General features: G+C 62.0%; 17 protein-coding genes. 3 read left to right on the forward strand and 14 right to left on the reverse strand.

Going from position 1 to position 17034, the window contains the following annotated elements; all coding sequences use genetic code 11:
* The coding region (locus tag CN311_RS18750) for a glycoside hydrolase family 25 protein (protein WP_097575230.1) at nt 1-745 on the forward strand (745 nt) is incomplete at its 5' end.
* A gap of 172 nt (nt 746-917) precedes the next feature.
* A complete protein-coding gene (locus CN311_RS18755; RefSeq protein WP_097575242.1) occupies nt 918-3116 on the forward strand; it encodes an esterase-like activity of phytase family protein in 2199 nt (732 codons plus the stop codon).
* A 64-nt stretch (nt 3117-3180) separates the two neighbouring features.
* Here the strand turns inward: CN311_RS18755 and CN311_RS18760 are convergent, their stop codons facing one another.
* From CN311_RS18760 to CN311_RS18790, 7 genes are all read right to left on the reverse strand, one after another.
* Entirely contained in the window at nt 3181-3387 is a 207-nt protein-coding gene (locus CN311_RS18760; RefSeq protein WP_024504399.1) for a type II toxin-antitoxin system HicB family antitoxin, read from the reverse strand.
* A gap of 1 nt (nt 3388) precedes the next feature.
* Nucleotides 3389-3592: a type II toxin-antitoxin system HicA family toxin gene (locus tag CN311_RS18765; protein WP_097575231.1), complete on the reverse strand. Its 204-nt coding sequence runs from the start codon at nt 3590-3592 to the stop codon at nt 3389-3391.
* Between the two features lie 6 nt (nt 3593-3598).
* Entirely contained in the window at nt 3599-7366 is a 3768-nt protein-coding gene (locus CN311_RS18770; RefSeq protein ID WP_097575232.1) for a vitamin B12-dependent ribonucleotide reductase, read from the reverse strand.
* A gap of 627 nt (nt 7367-7993) precedes the next feature.
* A complete protein-coding gene (locus tag CN311_RS18775; protein WP_097575233.1) occupies nt 7994-8482 on the reverse strand; it encodes an NUDIX hydrolase in 489 nt (162 codons plus the stop codon).
* A 200-nt stretch (nt 8483-8682) separates the two neighbouring features.
* Nucleotides 8683-9183: a xanthine phosphoribosyltransferase gene (gene gpt / locus CN311_RS18780; RefSeq protein WP_006200882.1), complete on the reverse strand. Its 501-nt coding sequence runs from the start codon at nt 9181-9183 to the stop codon at nt 8683-8685.
* A gap of 114 nt (nt 9184-9297) precedes the next feature.
* A complete protein-coding gene (locus CN311_RS18785; RefSeq protein WP_097575234.1) occupies nt 9298-10131 on the reverse strand; it encodes a universal stress protein in 834 nt (277 codons plus the stop codon).
* A gap of 80 nt (nt 10132-10211) precedes the next feature.
* Nucleotides 10212-10955, reverse strand: coding sequence for a competence/damage-inducible protein A (locus CN311_RS18790; protein ID WP_097575235.1), 744 nt, complete (start codon nt 10953-10955; stop codon nt 10212-10214).
* 324 nt (nt 10956-11279) lie between these two features.
* Here CN311_RS18790 and CN311_RS18795 point away from each other — a divergent pair, with 324 nt between their 5' ends.
* Complete coding sequence (locus CN311_RS18795; RefSeq protein ID WP_097575243.1) at nt 11280-11558, forward strand: hypothetical protein; 279 nt, start codon at nt 11280-11282, stop codon at nt 11556-11558.
* A gap of 99 nt (nt 11559-11657) precedes the next feature.
* On the opposite strand, the gene CN311_RS18800 is transcribed toward CN311_RS18795, so the two are convergent.
* The 7 genes from CN311_RS18800 to CN311_RS18830 all read right to left on the reverse strand — a co-directional run.
* A complete protein-coding gene (locus CN311_RS18800; RefSeq protein WP_097575236.1) occupies nt 11658-12551 on the reverse strand; it encodes a carbohydrate ABC transporter permease in 894 nt (297 codons plus the stop codon).
* A gap of 1 nt (nt 12552) precedes the next feature.
* Nucleotides 12553-13503, reverse strand: coding sequence for a carbohydrate ABC transporter permease (locus CN311_RS18805; protein ID WP_097575237.1), 951 nt, complete (start codon nt 13501-13503; stop codon nt 12553-12555).
* 105 nt (nt 13504-13608) lie between these two features.
* On the reverse strand, nt 13609-14934 hold the full coding sequence (locus CN311_RS18810) for an ABC transporter substrate-binding protein (protein ID WP_097575238.1): 1326 nt from the start codon (nt 14932-14934) through the stop codon (nt 13609-13611).
* A 36-nt stretch (nt 14935-14970) separates the two neighbouring features.
* The gene (locus tag CN311_RS18815; protein WP_097575239.1) at nt 14971-16056 is read right to left on the reverse strand and encodes an ABC transporter ATP-binding protein; all 1086 of its coding nucleotides are present in this window, start codon (nt 16054-16056) and stop codon (nt 14971-14973) included.
* 171 nt (nt 16057-16227) lie between these two features.
* Entirely contained in the window at nt 16228-16467 is a 240-nt protein-coding gene (locus CN311_RS18820; protein ID WP_097575240.1) for a DUF2188 domain-containing protein, read from the reverse strand.
* 30 nt (nt 16468-16497) lie between these two features.
* The gene (locus CN311_RS18825) at nt 16498-16776 is read right to left on the reverse strand and encodes a DUF982 domain-containing protein (protein ID WP_097575241.1); all 279 of its coding nucleotides are present in this window, start codon (nt 16774-16776) and stop codon (nt 16498-16500) included.
* Nucleotides 16777-16838: 62 nt separating this feature from the next.
* A partial coding sequence (locus CN311_RS18830) for an SH3 domain-containing protein (RefSeq protein WP_133117216.1) occupies nt 16839-17034 on the reverse strand: 196 nt, incomplete at its 5' end.

A 17034-nucleotide genomic window follows, 5' to 3' on the forward strand; every position in this document is an offset into this window, starting at 1 on the left:
GTCGCGCGCAGCGCCCGCCATGCTTGCCTCGCCGATCACGCGCTATGGTTTCCGCGACGCCAAGCCGATCAATTTCGGCCGCGGGGCCTCGCCACGGCATCTTGCCGTCCACGGCGTCGACGTCTCGCGCTGGCAGGGCGACGTCAACTGGAACAAGCTGCGCGCCCAGGGCGCCAATTTCGCCTACATCAAGGCAACCGATGGCGGCGATCATCTCGATCCCTTGTTCATGAAGAACTGGCGCAATGCCGATGCCGCCGGGCTGAAGCGCGGCGCCTATCATTTCTTCTACTGGTGCCGCACCGCCGGCGAGCAGGCCGACTGGTTCATCCGCAACGTGCCGAGGGTCGAGGGTGCGCTGCCGCCGGTGATCGATGTCGAGTGGAACGGTGATTCCTCCTGCAAGCGGCGGCCATCGCGCGCAACGGTGCTGGAGAAGATGCAGGTGTTCATGGACAAGCTCGAGCGCCATTACGGCCAGCGGCCCATCATCTACACCGCGCCCGACTTCTACCGCGACAATCTGCGCGGCGCCTTCCCCGATTACCCTTTCTGGCTGCGCGCCGTGGCGCAGCACCCGTCAAAGGTCTATCCCGGCCGCAAATGGCTGTTCTGGCAATATTCCGGCTCCGGCCTGTCGCACGGCGTGAGAGGGCGGATTGACCTCAACGTGTTCCATGGCGATGAGAGGGCTTGGCGGGCGTGGGCGGGTGGCAGCCGGCAGATGGTGGCCGACGCGGATTGAGCACTTGCGGTGGTTCTGAACGCGGCCGCACAAAGCCGGCATCCACGGGTCGGCATTGCATGAATATCGACGGCCCCTGGCTCCTGTCGCGGAACTGTCATGGATCCGTCATCGCTTTGAAATGTCGTTCCCCCAAAGCAGGTGGCTTCCATTCGAACAGGAGACGCCACCCGTGCCCCGCCATTCCGCGCTTTTCGTCCTGACGGCAGCGCTTGCTGCCTCCGTTTCGCTGCCGGCCCATGCCGACATGATGTTCAACCGGGTCGCGAGCTTCGCGGTCGCCGGAAACCTCCCGGCGGACGTCGAGAAGACCACGCCGACTTCGTCCGAGATCATCGCGGCCACCGAGGACGGCATGACGTTGGTCTATTCCGACAGCCCGCTCGGTGCGGTCGGCTTCATCGACCTCGCCGATCCCAAGGCGCCCAAGGCCGGCGGCATCGTCAAGATCGACGGCGAGCCGACCTCTGTCGTGGTCATCGGCGGCAAGGTGCTGGCCGGCGTCAACACCTCGGAGAGCAAGGTCAAGCCGTCGGGCAAGCTCACCGTCATCGACCTCGCCTCCAGGGCGATCGAAAGCACCTGCGACCTCGGCGGCCAGCCGGACTCGCTGGCGCTCAGCAAGGACGGCAAGTTCCTGGCCATCGCCATCGAGAACGAGCGCGACGAGGAGCTGAACGACGGAGAAATTCCGCAGATGCCGGCGGGCGACCTCAAGATCTTCACGCTTGCCGAAGGCCAGCCCGATTGCGCGACGATGAAGACCGTCAACCTGGCGGGCATCGCCGAAGTCGCGGGAGAAGATCCGGAGCCGGAATTCGTCGCCTTCAACGAGGCCGGCGAGATCGCGGTCACGCTGCAGGAAAACAATCACATCGCCATCGTCAACGCCGAGACCGGCGCGATCGTCACGCACTTCTCCGCGGGCTCCGTCACGCTGGACAAGATCGACACTAAGAAGAACGGCGCCCTGTCCTTCGACGGCAAGATGGAAAATGTCGCGCGCGAACCCGACGCCGTGAAATGGCTCGACAATGACCGCCTCGTCGTCGCCAACGAAGGGGACTACAAGGGCGGCTCGCGCGGCTTCACGATCTTCTCCAGGAAGGGCGAGGTTCTCCACGAATCCGGCCCGTCCTTCGAGTACGAGGTCGCCAATGCCGGCCACTATCCCGACAAACGCAACAAGAAGGGCGTCGAGCCGGAAGGTCTCGAGAGCGGCAGATTCGGCGAAGACAGGCTGATTTTCGTCGCTTCGGAGCGTGGCTCGGTTGTCGGCGTCTACAAGGACACGGGCGCGGAGCCTGAGTTTGTCCAGCTCCTGCCGTCCGGCATCGGCCCGGAAGGCCTGGTCGCGATTCCGTCGCGCAATCTCCTGGTCACCGCCAACGAGACCGACCTGGTCGAGGACGGGCTCGCCCGCTCGCACGTGATGATCTACGAGCGCTCCGAGGGTCCCGCCACCTACCCGATGATCACGGCAAAGCTCACGGCCGACGGCACGCCGCTCGGCTGGGGTGCGCTTTCGGCGCTCGCGGCTGGCGATACCGCCGGCAAGCTCTTCGCGACCTCGGATTCGTTCTACGCCAACGCGCCATCGATCTTCGAGATCGATGCCACGCAGGCCCCGGCGCTGATCACCGGCAAGACCGTCGTCACGCGTAACGGCCATCCCGCGCAGAAACTCGACCTCGAAGGCATTGTCGCCGACGGTGAAGGCGGTTTCTGGCTGGCCAATGAAGGCGATCCGGCCAAGCTCGTCCCGCACGCCATCCTGCACGTCGACGACAAGGGCGAGATCAAGCAGGAAATCGGCTTCCCGATGGAACTGCTGGCACATCAGACCCGCTTCGGCCTCGAAGGCATCACCACCGTCGGCGAGGGCGACGACCTGACGCTGGTGATGGCCGTGCAGCGCGAATGGGCCGACGATCCGAAGGCCCAGGTCAAGCTTCTGGCCTACAAGCCGAAGACCAAGGAATGGTCGGCGGTGCGCTATCCGCTCGAAGCGACCGAAGCCGGCTGGGTGGGCCTGTCGGAGATCACCGCGCATGACGGCAGGCTCTACATCCTCGAACGCGACAATCAGATCGGCGATCTGGCCAAGGTGAAGCGCGTCTATTCGGTGGCACTCGACGCCTTCAAGCCAGCCAAGCTCGGCGGCGAACTGCCGTTGGTCGAAAAGACGTTGGTGCGCGACATCATCGGCGACTTGAAATCAGCCACCAACGGCTACGTCGTCGACAAGGTCGAAGGTTTCACCATCGACAGGAACGGCGACATCTTCGTCGCCACCGACAATGACGGCGTCGATGATTCCTCAGGCGAAACGCTGTTTCTGCGCCTGGGCAATATCAGCGCCGTGAACTGAGAGTGTTCCTCTCTTCCTTCTCCCCTTGTGGGACCCACAAGGGGAGAAGGGAAGGCGCGGCTTTTTACGCCTCTACATATTCCGCCAAGCTGACGCCTTTGGGCACATCCAGCCCGTCGGCGCGCAGGCCTTCGATATGAAAACGTATGGCGTCGCGAATTTCGGTTTCCACTTCGGGCACCGTAGCACCTGTCGCGATGCAGCCGGGTAGATCCGGCACGTAAGCGGAAAAATTGTTTCCGGCTTTTTCAATCACCACCGCGTAACGCATGTCATCGCTCCTTTAAACCGGACTGCTTGAGGATGCTGTTCAGTGTTCCCGGTGCAACCTCTTCAGACGGCTTGCCGGCCACGGTAACGCGGCCGGCTTTGATTTCATGCTTATATTGGCGATGGCTGCCCTTGGTTGCAACCAGATACCAGCCGTCGGCCTCCAGCAGGCGAATGACTTCGCGAACCGTAAGCCGAGGTGGCATCAGTCTTCAACTACACCCGCTCGTCGAACCACACGTGTCGCACTTCTCACACGTCCCGTTCCGCACCATCGTAAAATTGTGGCATTCCGAGCATTCGTTGCCGGTGTAGCCCTGCATCAGCGATTGCTGGCGCCTGGTCGCGGCAAGCGCCTTCGCCTCGGCCGCTTCCTGCGCGGCGGCATCGGTGAACAGTTCCCCCGAAGTCTCTTCGGCCTGCTCCTCGTAGACGATGTCCTCGACCAGTTCCTTCGCCCGCTCCTCATAGTCGCGCTTGTAGGCGATGGCTTCGTCGCTGGCCGGCTTCAGCGCCAGAACGTTGGAGCCGGAGAAGGCGGTCGGTACTGCGCGGGCAGGGGTCCCGGACCCGCCTGAGGCAAAGCCCTTGGGTTGCTCGGTGCCCGATACCAGCTTCACCGGCGAGGCGCCGCGCATCAGCCCCTTCGAAAACGGAGTCGCCTTACCTTCATTAATACCGCGCCCAAGTGCGGTCTTGTCGAAATCCGACTGGTCGACATGGGCGAGGTCGTGACGGCCGAGATAGGACACGGCAAGCTCACGGAACACATAGTCGAGGATCGACGTGGCGTTCTTGATCGCGTCGTTGCCCTGCACCATGCCGGCCGGCTCGAACTTGGTGAAGGTGAAGGCCTCGACATATTCGTCGAGCGGCACGCCATATTGCAAGCCAAGCGAAATGGCGATGGCGAAGTTGTTCATCATCGCGCGGAAGGCAGCACCTTCCTTGTGCATGTCGATGAAGATCTCGCCGATGCGGCCGTCATCGAATTCGCCGGTCCTGAGATAGACCTTGTGGCCACCGACGACCGCCTTCTGGGTGTAGCCCTTGCGGCGGTTCGGCAGTTTTTCGCGGTCGCGGTAGAGACGCTCCACCACGCGCTCGACGATCTTCTCCGTCACCTGCACGGCGCGCTGGGCCGCCGGCGCTGCGATCAGCTGCTCGACCGCGTCGTCCTCATCCTCCTCGCCATCGGCGAGCAGCGAGGCATTGAGCGGCTGCGACAGCTTCGAGCCGTCGCGATAGAGCGCGTTGGCCTTCAGCGCCAGCTTCCACGACAGCATGTAGGCGCCCTTGGCGTCTTCCACCGTCGCATCGTTGGGCATGTTGATGGTCTTGGAGATGGCGCCCGAGATGAAGGGCTGCGCAGCCGCCATCATCATGATGTGGCTGTTGATCGACAGCGAGCGCTTGCCGATCTTGCCGCACGGGCTGGCGCAGTCGAACACTGCCAGGTGCTCCGCCTTCAGGAACGGCGCGCCTTCCAGCGTCATCGCACCGCAGACATGGATGTTGGCGGCCTCGATGTCCTTCCTGGAGAAGCCCAGCGCCGGCAGGATCTCGAACGAGAAATCGTTGAGCTGCTCGTCGGTGAAGCCAAAATTCTCCTTCACCCAGTCGGCTCCCAGCGTCCACTGGTTGAAGACGAACTTGATGTCGAAGGCCGACTTCAAGGCGGCGTTGAGCGCGGCGATCTTGTCGTCGGTGAAGCCCTTCGCCTTGAGAGAACCCGGGTTGATGCCGGGCGCCTGGTTGAGGTTGCCGTGGCCGACCGCATAGGCCTCGATCTCGGCGATCTGGTTCTCGGAATAGCCCAGCGTGCGCAGCGCTTCCGGCACGGCGCGGTTGATGATCTTGAAATAGCCGCCACCGGCAAGCTTCTTGAACTTCACCAGCGCGAAATCGGGCTCGATGCCGGTGGTGTCGCAATCCATGACCAGGCCGATCGTGCCGGTCGGCGCGATCACGGTTGCCTGCGCATTGCGGTAGCCATGCTCCTCGCCGAGCTCGATGGCGCGGTCCCAGGCAGCCTTCGCATGCTCGGCCAGCGCTTGCTGCTTGAGGTCGGAGGCGGCCAGCGGCACAGGATTGACGGCGAGCTTCTCGTAGCCGTCTCTATCTCCGTAAGCAGCGCGGCGATGGTTGCGCATGACACGCAGCATGTTCTGCGCGTTGCGGTCATAGTCGGGGAAGGCGCCGAGCTCGGATGCCATCTCGGCGGAGGTGGCATAGGCGGTGCCGGTCATGATAGCGGTGAGTGCGGCGCAGATGGCGCGACCCTCGTCCGAGTCATAAGGAATGCCCGAGGTCATCAGCAGGCCGCCAATATTGGCGTAGCCGAGGCCGAGCGTGCGGTATTCGTAGGAAAGCTTGGCGATCTCCTTCGACGGGAACTGCGCCATCATCACGGAGATTTCCAGCACGATGGTCCACAGCCGAACCGTGTGCTCGTAAGCGGCGATGTCGATGGTGCCGTCCCCATTACGGTAGGGCAGCAGATTGATCGAGGCGAGGTTGCAGGCCGTGTCGTCGAGGAACATGTATTCCGAGCACGGATTGGACGCCCGGATCGCACCGGCCGAAGCGCAGGTGTGCCAGTCGTTCATCGTCGTATTGAAATGCAGGCCCGGGTCGGCCGACGCCCAGGCGGCATAGCCGATCTTTTCCCAGAGATCCCTGGCCTTCAGCGTCTTCAGCACCTTGCCATCCTTGCGGGCGGTGAGGTGCCAGTCGGCGTCCTGCTCGACGGCGCGCAGGAAATTGTCCTTCAGCGACACCGAATTGTTGGAATTCTGGCCCGAAACGGTGAGATAGGCATCCGAATCCCAGTCGGTGTCGTAGGTCTTGAACGACATCGAGGTGTAGCCCTGCTTGGCGAACTGGATGACCCGGTAGATGTAGTTCTCCGGCACCGCGTCCTTCTTGGCCGCCTTGATCTCGCGCTTCAGCGCGGTGTTGATCGCCGGATCGAAGCAGTCGTCGTCCTGGCCTTCGCAGTTGATGCAGGCCTTCATGATCGCTTCGAGGTGCTTCTTGACGATCTTGGAGCCGGTGACCAGCGAGGCGACCTTCTGCTCCTCATTGACCTTCCAGTCGATGAATTCCTCGATATCGGGATGGTCGGCGTCGACAATGACCATTTTCGCCGCGCGGCGCGTCGTGCCGCCCGACTTGATGGCGCCCGCCGCGCGATCGCCGATCTTGAGGAAGCTCATCAGGCCGGACGAGCGGCCGCCGCCGGACAGCTTTTCGCCTTCGCCGCGCAGGAACGAGAAGTTGGAGCCGGTGCCCGAGCCGTATTTGAACAGGCGCGCCTCGCGCACCCACAGATCCATGATGCCGCCTTCATTGACGAGATCGTCCTGCACGCCCTGAATGAAGCAGGCATGCGGCTGCGGATGCTCGTAGGACGACTTCGACTTGGTCAGCTTGCCGGTGAAGGGGTCGACATAGAAGTGGCCCTGGCTCGGGCCGTCGATGCCATAGGCCCAGTGCAGGCCGGTGTTGAACCATTGCGGCGAGTTTGGCGCGACACGCTGGGTGGCCAGCATATAGGCAAGCTCGTCGCGGAAGGCGCGGGCGTCTTCCTCCGACTTGAAGTAGCCGCCCTTCCAGCCCCAATAGGTCCAGGTGCCGGCAAGCCGGTCGAAGACCTGGCGGGCGTCGATCTCGGAACCATAGCGCTCGGCCTCCGGCAGCTTGGCCATTTCCGCCTCGTCGGCGACGGAGCGCCACAGGAAGGAGGGGACGTCGTTCTCCTCGACCTTCTTCAGGCGCGCGGGCACGCCGGCCTTGCGGAAATATTTCTGCGCCAGGATGTCGGCGGCAACCTGGCTGAACTGCGCCGGCACATCGATATTGTCGAGACGGAACACCACCGAGCCATCCGGATTCTTGATCTCCGAAAGCGCCTTGCGGAATTCGATCTCCGCGTAAGCTGATTGACCCTGCTTGGTGAAACGACGCTCGATGCGCATTGGCCCTTTTCCTTTTGTCTATATATAGCGCTTTTCCCCGGGGATTTCTGCCCCCAATGCGAAACGCGCATGTCCGCCGTCTGCCGCCGTTCCAGAACGGCCGGCTCCTTCTTTCACAGCCTCCGCCGCTCTGCTGGTCAAACTCCTTGCGAAGCCCCTGATCCAACACGCCGGCGAACCCTGTGGGTCCCTCAAAACTGAAACTTTTTTCGACTCCCTCAATCGAGGGGAAGCCCACACTATCTAGCGTCGAACCTACCTGCAAACACTAAATATAGTGTTAACAGACAATTTATTCCAGTCCGACAATTCTCCCTTTCGTCTCCCCAAGCCCCACCGATCCCAACGCTTCCGCCGGCCTCGTAAACGGGCGGAAATGCGGGCAAAACGCACAAAATCCGGGAAAAAAGACCGGGCTCAGAACTTTCCGGTCGCGCTCTCAACAGGAACGCATGGCCTATAAAAGGCGACTCGTTTTGCGCCGTCAAGGATTCGTTTGCGTAGCTTTTGTGACCCCAACATCTTGTGTGTCACACATGTGGATAACGGGGATAGAAAGGGCCACCGGGGATTGTGATTTGCCCTTTTAAAGACGTCGCGGCTTCGGCCTGCGAAACGATGTCCCGCTCAGGAGGATCCGCGCGGGTTGGAGCAGAAATCAGCGATTATCTCGCAAAGATCCGGCTCGTTGACCATGTGCACGGCCTCGGTGGAGGTGACCCATTTGCGGGTGCGCGCGCGTTTTTCCTTCCACCGGTCGGCGATCTTGTCGACCTGCAGCGGAAACACCAGGACTTCGCAAGGCACTTCCTCGCCGGAGGCCAGTGCCTTGGCATAGAAGTAGCGGCCGACCTCGATGTGGGAGATTGTGCCACGCAACCCGGCTTCCTCGCCGGCCTCGCGCGCCGCCGCCTCGCAAAGCGGCTCCTTGGCCTCGGGCCAGCCCTTGGGCAGTACCCAGCGGCCGGTATCGCGGCTGGTGATCAGCATGATCTCGACACTCTGTCCGATGTCGCGCCACGGCAGCGCTGCAACCTGCAGGCGGCACGGCGCCGTGCCAAAAAGTCGCCGGACCCGTGTAGCCAGGTGGTTATGCGTCGTTGGTCTCGTCAACATTGGAGAAGCTTGCCCCAGCCCCCAGAATCATTTGTCGCCTTACAAATTATACAACCAATATAAGCAGTAAGAGTAAAAAACTTCACATGAATTGGCTAAAATGCGACAATAAGCAGGATTTCATTCAACAATACCCGTTGCGCCATCCCGCGAGACAAATACGTCGTTAGGGCCTGTTCGAGTGGGAAGCGTTGCGCCTGTCAGCCGGCGTGGTCGTCGGCGATCGGCTTCTGGTAAGTGAAGCCCATGTCCCAGGGAAAATAGATCCAGGTATCCTGGCTGACTTCGGTGACAAAGGTATCGACCAGCGGCCTGCCTTTCGGCTTGGCGTAGACGGTGGCGAAATGCGCCTTGGGCATCATGGCGCGCACGATGCCCGCCGTCTTGCCGGTGTCGGTGAGGTCGTCGATAATCAGCACGCCGGCGCCGTCATCGGCGAGCAGCGCCGGAGTGATCTCCTTCAGCACCTGCAACTGCCCTTGACTGGTGTAGTCGTGGTAGGAGGCGACGCAGACCGTCTCGATGACCCGAATGCCGAGTTCGCGTGAGATGATGGCAGCCGGAACCAGTCCGCCGCGCGTGATGCAGACGATCGCCTTCCACTGGCCTTTGTTGGCCCCGGCAAGCCGCCAGGCAAGGGCGCGCGCGTCGCGATGGAACTGATCCCAGGAGACAGGGAAGGCCTTTTCGGGAAGGGACATTTTTCGCGCACTCCACAGCGCGCGAAATCGCGCGCAGACACTTGAGGGAATGCGCGCGGAATTAACTGGAAAGCCTTGGCCTTGGCAAGGGTGGCGACAAGCCTGCCTGTGGACTTACCGCGACAGGAAGGCGGCCACCTGCGCTGTCCGCAGCACCGTGCGGGTAACGCCGCCGAACAGAAGCTGGCGCAGCCAGGAGTGGCTGTAGGCGCCGAGCACGACCAGATCTGCGCCGGTTTCGGTAATCCTGGTCTGGATCACGTCATCGACCGAGGTGCCGCCGGACTGCAGCACCGATACGCTGACGGTGGCGCCGTGCCTGGACAGAGCCGCGGCGATTTCGGCGCCGGCGGCTTCCGGGTTTTCGTCGAGCGTGTCCGGCGGATCGATGACCACGATATCCGTCTTTTCGGCCTCGACGATGAAGGGCAAGGCGTCGAATGCGGCGCGCGCGGCTTCCTTGCTGCCGTTCCAGGCGAGCAGCACATGCTTGAAGCTGGTGACGAGCGGGCCTGAATGCGGCACGACCAGCACCGGCCGTCCGGCGTCATAGACCAGCGTATCGACATCGGCGCTTGCATCGCCGTCCGACTCGCGTTGCGCGGCAACGACCAGATCGCAAGTGCGCACGCTGGAAATGCCGGTCAGCGCGCTGTCGCCTGAAAAACTTTCGAGACTGCGCCACTCGAACGACGGGCCGGAATCCTCGATGCGCTTGAGGAACAGCGCCTGCAACTTGTCGGCGCGCTCCCGATTCATGTCGGCCGAGACCTGCAGGAACTCCGTGTCGGGAAACCCGGTTGCCGATGTGTAGGGGACGGGAAGCGCTTCGGCATGAATGCCGATGAGATGGCTCTGGAACCTGGCTGAGAGCGGAATGGCGCAATCGAGCACGCGTTCCGCGTCCTGCTCGTTCTGCAGTATCGCGACGATGGTCTTGAATCGCATGGTAATCCCTCACTTTACGGCGATTGGAACTCGCCGGCCGGAAACGTTATAGCACCCTGCTTGGTTCCGATCCTGGCTGATCAACTGGCTGTGCTGGCAAGGCCCGCGACCATTGCCTCGACATCGGCGCGGGCGGCGTCCAATGCCTCCTGGCTGCGGGCGCGAACGACCAGTTCCGTCCAGAATTTGCCGTCGCCATATTTCGGGTAGGAGCCGATGATCGTATCGGGATGGGCCTTCTGGATGTCGGCAAGCGGTCCGCCGATCAGGCCTTCGCCGAACGGACAATGCACGGTTGCCGACAGCATTTTCGTGCCGGCCTTCAGCGTCGGCACGACATTGTCGAGCATCGCCTGGAAGATCGCCGGCACGCCGGCCATGACATGGACATTGCCGATGCGAAATCCCGGCGCGATGGAGACAGGATTATCGATATGGTCGGCGCCGCGCGGCATGCGCGCCATGCGCTTGCGTGCCTCTGTGTATTCGATGCCGCGCGCGGCATAGCTCGCTTCCAGCATGGCATAGGCCTTGGCGTCATATTCGCATGGCACGCCGAAGGCCTTGGCAATCGAGTCCGCCGTGATGTCGTCATGCGTCGGGCCAATGCCGCCGGTCGTGAAGACATAGGTGTAGCGCACCCGCACGGCATTCACCGCGGCGACGATCTCGTCTTCCTCGTCTGCCACGATGCGCACTTCCTTCAGGTCGATGCCGATCGCCGTCATGATGTCGGCGAGGTGACCGATATTCCTGTCCTTGGTGCGGCCGGACAGAATCTCGTCGCCGATGACGAGCATGGCGGCAGTGACGATTTCAGGCATGCGAGGCTCCGGTAGGCGGGTGCCTTTGGCAGACGGGGTCGCTTGGAGCAGACACAGTCGCCTGGGGCAGACAGGGTCGCCTGAGATAGCGCGGCGGGCGGCCGGCGGCAATGGCGCCAAACGTCTCGCCGAGTACGCATCGTCTGCTGCCGAGACATCGGCGGCGCCTTCACGCATCGGTCACAAAAAGGTGTCGAAACCGGCGCAGCTTCACGCTTTTTTCATCGAACCCGGAACCTGCCGGTGGGTTTTCCTTCGTCGAACCAAAGTCGACGATATCGGGAATCCTCCGATATCTGAATTCCATGGAATGGAGTAATGTTCATGCTTACCAAAATTCTCGCAGCCTCGGTCCTCACGATTGGCCTTGCCACATCGGCAATGGCGCAACAGTCGGGCACCCACCACATCCGCCATCGCCCGGTCTCCAGCAGCGAACAGATGATGACCGTTGACCCGAACACCACCGGCAGCATCAATGGCGACACGTCAGGGCTCAACAGCCTCGGCAATCCCGGGCCGGTCGGGCCTTGCGCCTCGAATACCGCTGGACCGGACGCCAATTCCGGCCTGAACGTCAACGATCAGTACTGCGGCAAGTAACTACGCTTCACTATGAACCGGCCGGCAGGGTGCCCGCATCGGGCATCCCGGCGGCCGGCAAACTCCCCACGGGTGGCAAAAAGCTCGACCGCGAGCCGGTTACTCCTTGACCGCGCCGGTCATCGAGGAAACGTAGTGCTCGACGAAGAACGAATAAAGCACAACGACCGGCAGCGACCCGATCAGCGCCCCCGCCATCAGCGCCCCCCATTCATAGACGTCGGAGCGGACAAGCTCCGTGAGCACGCCGACCGGTACGGTCTTGTTTTCGGACGACTGGATGAACGTCAGGGCATAGATGAATTCGTTCCATGACAGGGTGAATGCGAATATGCCGGCGGAAATCAGGCCGGGCACCGACAGCGGCAGCACGATCTTGGTGAGGATCTGCCACCGGCTCGCCCCGTCAATGAGCGCGCATTCCTCCAGTTCGAACGGGATGGAGCGGAAGTAACCCATCAGCAGCCAGGTACAGAAGGGAATCAGGAAGGTCGGGTAGGTAAGGATCAGCGCGAAAGGCGTGTCGTAAAGCCCGAGGTTGAACACCATCACCGACAGTGGGATGAACAGGATCGAGGGCGGCACGAGATAAGCGAGGAAGACCGCGAGGCCGACCTGCCGCGCCCCGGAGAACCTGAGCCGCTCGATCGCATAGGCCGCGAACACCGCAGCCAGCAGCGACAGGAAAGTTGCGGCGGTCGAGATGATGATCGTGTTGAGCAGCCAGCCCGGATAGGAGGTCTCGAAGAGGAGATAACGGATGTGCTGGAGCGTCGGATGCACCACCCAGAACGGGTTGAAATTCTGATAGTCGGTCATTTCCCGATTGGGCTTAACCGCCGTGATCGTCATCCAGTAGAACGGGAACAGGAGCACGATCACGAACACGAGCAACGGCAGATAGACTGTCACCACGCGCCGCGGCAGGCTCTGAAGGTAGCCCATGCCGCCTTCGTCGAGTTCGGGACGTTTCGTTTTTGTGATCGCGGCCATGTCAGTCTCCGCCGCCCTGCTGCCATTTGCGGCGCTGCAGGCCGAAATAGCTGAACAGGATCGCCGCAAGCAGGAACGGGATCATGGCGACCGCGATTGCGGCGCCCTCGCCAAGCTGGCCGCCGGAAATGCCGCGCTGAAAGGACAGCGTCGCCATCAGATGGGTGGCGTTCACCGGCCCGCCGCGGGTCAGCACATAGATCAGCTGGAAATCGGTGAAGGTGAACAGCACCGAAAACGTCATGGTGATGGCGATGATCGGCGTCAGCAGCGGCAGCGTCACATAGCGGAACAATTGCCAGCGGCTGGCGCCGTCGAGCGTGGCGGCCTCGTAGAGGGACTGGGGGATCGTCTGCAGGCCGGCAAGCAGCGTGATGGCTACGAAAGGAATGCCACGCCAGACATTGGCCGCGATGACAGAGGCACGCGCGTTTGTTGGATCGCCGAGGAAATTGATCCGATGGTCGATCAGGCCCATTTCCATAAGCGCCCAGGACAGAATGGAGAACTGCGAATCATAGATCCACCAGAAGGCGATGGCCGACAGCACTGTCGGCACCACCCAGGGCAGCAGGACGATCGCGCGGAAGAACGATTTGAAAGGCAGGTTCTGGTTGAGGATAAGCGCCAGCCACAGGCCGAGCGCGAACTTCAGGATCGAGGCGCTTATCGTGTAGAGCAAGGTGTTGAAGACGGAGAGCCAGAAGACGGCGTCATCCCACAGATATTGATAGTTTTCGATGCCTATGAAGATACCGGGGCGGCCGATGCGGGCATCCGTGAAGCCGAGCCAGACGCCGAGCCCGAGCGGATAGGTCAGGAAGACCAGCAGCAACGCCGCCGCCGGCAGCATGAAGCCGAAGCCAAGCGCGTTCCGGCTTTCAGCCAAGGCCGACAGGCTCCGCGACAGGATCGAAGAACGCGGCTGAACGGCGGCGGACGGCACGGCCATGGGATGGCTCCTCATGAAGTCTTGTGGCATCGCGGCCCGAGCGGCCGCGATGCGATTGCGGAACCGGCCGGGCAGCGCGGTTGCGGCTGCCAGGCCGCGCTGCGATCAAACGCGATAGTAACGGTTTGCGCGCTTCTCCGCCTCTTCCATCGCCTCCTGCGGCGTTGCCTGGCCGGTCACGGCCTTGGCGAACATGTCCACCAGCACGTAGTCGGCCATGGTCGCCGCCGAGGCATAGCCGAGCGGCCCGGCATAGCCGTTGGGACGCAGCGTCGCCGAGGCCTTGGCGTAAGCGGCATTGTTCGGGTCGGCCGTCCACACCGGATTGTTGTCGAAGGCTTTGAGTGTCTGGCAGCAGTAGCCGGCCGAGGAGGTGACCCACTGCGCCATTTGCGGTTCCTCGAACATGAACTGCAGATAGGCCTTGGCCGCATTGGGGTAGGGCGTGTAGTCGAAGATGACGGCCGTGGTCACCTGGAACAGCTCGACGGATTTCCCGACAGGACCGATCGGCAGGTTGGTCGTGCGTATATCCTTGGCCATTTCAGCCAGTTTGGGATCATTGTCCTTGTTGATCTTGGCCGTGTTGTAGGCGGAAATGCCGTTGGCGATGACACTGAGTTCGCCGGCCAGGAAGGCGCGGTTGTTGTTGACGTCGAGCCAGCTCTCGGTGCCGGGAATGAAGGTTTTGTAGAGTTCCTGCGCGTATTCGATCGCCTTCAGCGTCTCCGGGCTGTTGATCGTCACCTTGCCGCTCTCGTCGACCATCTGGCCGCCATGGCTCCACAGCAGCCAGTGGGCATAGTTGTTGCCGTCGCCGACGCCATGGCCGTGCGTGAAGCCGGCCGGATGCCCCTTCGCCTGCAAGGCCTTGCAAAGCTCGAGGAGGCCTGCCGTGTCCTTCGGAAACTCCGAGAAGCCGGCTTCCTTCACCCAGCTTTCCCGATAGACGATGGCATTGCCGATGGTTGCCAGAGGCAGGCCGAGGAATTTTCCCTCCCGCGTCGCATATTGCTTTGGTCCGTCGTGCCAGCCGCCGTATTTCGAGCCCAGATACTCGCCCAGTTCCGTCACGTCGTGCAGCTTGTCGGGGTACTGGTGCGGGTCGTCGAACCAGACCAACATGAGATCTGGACCGGAGCCGACATTGGCGGCGACCGCTGCCTTGGGGCGAATGTCTTCCCAGCTTTCCTTGTCGACGCGGACCTCGACACCTGTCGCTTCGGTGAATCGCTTGGTGTTGGCCAGCCATTGGTCTTCATCGCCCTGCACGAAGGGCGACCAGCGCAGCAGCCTGAGCTTCGCGCCGTCCTCGGGCTTGTATTTCAATCCTTCCTGGGCAAAGGCGGAAGAGCCTACGAACTGGCTTCCCAAGGCTCCCGCCGCCGCGCCGGCGGTGGTGCGGATCACGTCGCGTCTGGTGAATTTCATGCTCGTTTCCTCCTGTTGTTCGTTGCCGTGTGGTTCTTACTGTTCGCTGCGCGTCTTGAATCGCTTTCCGGTTTCGCCGTGGAAGAGATGAATGAGGCCGGGCTCGGCCGTGAGCCGTATGGTTTCGCCCGGCGTGAACGAGTGGCGCTCCCGGAAATTCGCGACGATCTCTTCGCCGCCTTCTGTGCGGCCGATGACCTGCACTTCCGATCCGCTTGGCTCGACCACCACGACGGTGACCGGAATCCCTTGGTCGGACAATCGTAAATGCTCGGGCCGTATTCCCAGCATCACCGGCTCGCCATTGTCGATGGAAAGTGCTGTGGCCAAGGGGATTGAAACCCCGCCGGAGCCGCGAAACGACGGTGAGCCGCCATCGGTTGTGACTTCGCCCCTGAGCATGTTCATGGCGGGCGAGCCGATGAAACTGGCGACAAAGAGATTATCCGGCCGGTCGTAGAGTTCCAGCGGCGGCCCGATCTGCTCGACGATGCCGTCATGCATGACCACGATCTTGTCGGCCATGGTCATGGCCTCGATCTGGTCGTGGGTGACATAGACGGTCGTGGTCTTCAGGCGCTGATGCAGCTCCTTTATCTCGGCGCGCATCTGCACCCTGAGCTTGGCGTCGAGATTGCTAAGGGGCTCGTCGAACAGGAAAACCGCGGGATCGCGCACGATTGCACGGCCCATGGCGACACGCTGGCGCTGGCCGCCGGAGAGCTGGCGCGGATAGCGTGTCAGCAGCGGCACCAGCCCCAGGATTTCGGCCGCGCGCTGGACTCCGGCGCCGCTCTCGGCTTTCGACACACCCTTGAGCATGAGCGAGAACGCCATGTTCTCGGCGACGGTCATGTGCGGGTAGAGCGCGTAGTTCTGGAAGACCATGGCGACGTCGCGCTCCTTTGGCGCAACGTTGTTGACGACACGCTCGCCGATCGCGATCTGGCCGCGCGAAATCTTTTCCAAGCCGGCGATCATCCTGAGAAGGGTCGATTTTCCGCAACCCGACGGCCCGACCAGCGTGACGAACTCGCCATCGTCTATATCCACGCTGACGCCGTGCAGAATCTCGACGGTCCCAAATGATTTGTAGACATCGCCAATTGCGACAGACGCCATCGCTTTCCTCCCGAATGCTTCCTGCGGCGTCTTCGAAGGAAACCGCTCCTGTCAGGCCCGCGATCCCAAGCTCCTCCCTGGTCACGCGACAATGAGGACGGTAGCGCTACCAAGCCGGCCTGTAAAGCAGCGGCGGCACGCGCCTTTCGTCGTGGTCGTGGACGGCATCGTCTAGTCGGAAACTTCCGTTTGCGGCCGGTCACGGCCGTCTGCCAGTTCGTCGTGCCATTTGCCGTCGGCGTCCTCGTACTGGATACCGTCCGTGGTGCCGGCGACCTGCTGCTCGGCCGAGGCGATCTCGGCGGCGCGCAGCGCGTCCTGGTGACTGGGAAACGTCTCGGAGAATGTCGAGCCGACCTTGTAGGCCCAGCCCCCATCGTGCTCGACGATCTTGTATGTCAACTTCGCCATGAAGTCCTCCGGTTGAAAAGCATCATCTGCTCAATGCAGCCTGCCGTCAGGCAATCTCGCGTCGGGAACCAGTACGTCCGATTCCTTCGCCGCTTCGATCAGTGCCCGGCGTGCGTCCGCGGTCGAACGATAACCTTCCAGCACTTTGAGGCAAGTGTCGAGGGCATCACGAAGCCGAGGGCCGCGATTGAGCGGCCAGGTCGTCATCAGGCACTCGGCTGCCTCCTGGGTGCTGCGGATCTCGCGATATTTGCCGACATGGCCAAGTTCGACCACGACAGGCTTTTCAAAAGGCTTGTTGTCCACCATCGCCGCCAACGCGGAGTGGCCGATTTGGTTGCAAGTGCGTCTTCAGCCCATGTGCAAAAGTCTCAATAGCCGCAGTCGTTGCGCATCCAGCGGGCGTTCGCCCAGCCGGTCGTGCCACCGATTTCGACCTTGTACCAATTGCCGCGCCGGTCGAAGATCTCGGTATGATCGCCATTGAACAATTGGCCGATCATGCGCGACGAGGAATTCGGCCGCGCCCGCACGGCGAGAAAACCGCTGCCTTTCGCCAGATTGTAG

Origin of the sequence: Mesorhizobium sanjuanii (genome assembly GCF_002529485.1) — a bacterium.
Lineage (GTDB): Bacteria > Pseudomonadota > Alphaproteobacteria > Rhizobiales > Rhizobiaceae > Mesorhizobium > Mesorhizobium sanjuanii.

Coding starts and splice junctions, on each gene's coding strand:
- CN311_RS18820 (WP_097575240.1), bottom strand. CDS start 16,467: ATGGCGAAGTTGACATACAAGATCGTCGAGCACGATGGGGGCTGGGCC.
- gpt (WP_006200882.1), bottom strand. CDS start 9,183: ATGTCCCTTCCCGAAAAGGCCTTCCCTGTCTCCTGGGATCAGTTCCAT.
- CN311_RS18800 (WP_097575236.1), bottom strand. CDS start 12,551: ATGGCCGCGATCACAAAAACGAAACGTCCCGAACTCGACGAAGGCGGC.
- CN311_RS18805 (WP_097575237.1), bottom strand. CDS start 13,503: ATGGCCGTGCCGTCCGCCGCCGTTCAGCCGCGTTCTTCGATCCTGTCG.
- CN311_RS18825 (WP_097575241.1), bottom strand. CDS start 16,776: ATGGTGGACAACAAGCCTTTTGAAAAGCCTGTCGTGGTCGAACTTGGC.
- CN311_RS18765 (WP_097575231.1), bottom strand. CDS start 3,592: ATGCCACCTCGGCTTACGGTTCGCGAAGTCATTCGCCTGCTGGAGGCC.
- CN311_RS18760 (WP_024504399.1), bottom strand. CDS start 3,387: ATGCGTTACGCGGTGGTGATTGAAAAAGCCGGAAACAATTTTTCCGCT.
- CN311_RS18810 (WP_097575238.1), bottom strand. CDS start 14,934: ATGAAATTCACCAGACGCGACGTGATCCGCACCACCGCCGGCGCGGCG.
- CN311_RS18785 (WP_097575234.1), bottom strand. CDS start 10,131: ATGCGATTCAAGACCATCGTCGCGATACTGCAGAACGAGCAGGACGCG.
- CN311_RS18790 (WP_097575235.1), bottom strand. CDS start 10,955: ATGCCTGAAATCGTCACTGCCGCCATGCTCGTCATCGGCGACGAGATT.
- CN311_RS18770 (WP_097575232.1), bottom strand. CDS start 7,366: ATGCGCATCGAGCGTCGTTTCACCAAGCAGGGTCAATCAGCTTACGCG.
- CN311_RS18775 (WP_097575233.1), bottom strand. CDS start 8,482: ATGTTGACGAGACCAACGACGCATAACCACCTGGCTACACGGGTCCGG.
- CN311_RS18815 (WP_097575239.1), bottom strand. CDS start 16,056: ATGGCGTCTGTCGCAATTGGCGATGTCTACAAATCATTTGGGACCGTC.
- CN311_RS18795 (WP_097575243.1), top strand. CDS start 11,280: ATGCTTACCAAAATTCTCGCAGCCTCGGTCCTCACGATTGGCCTTGCC.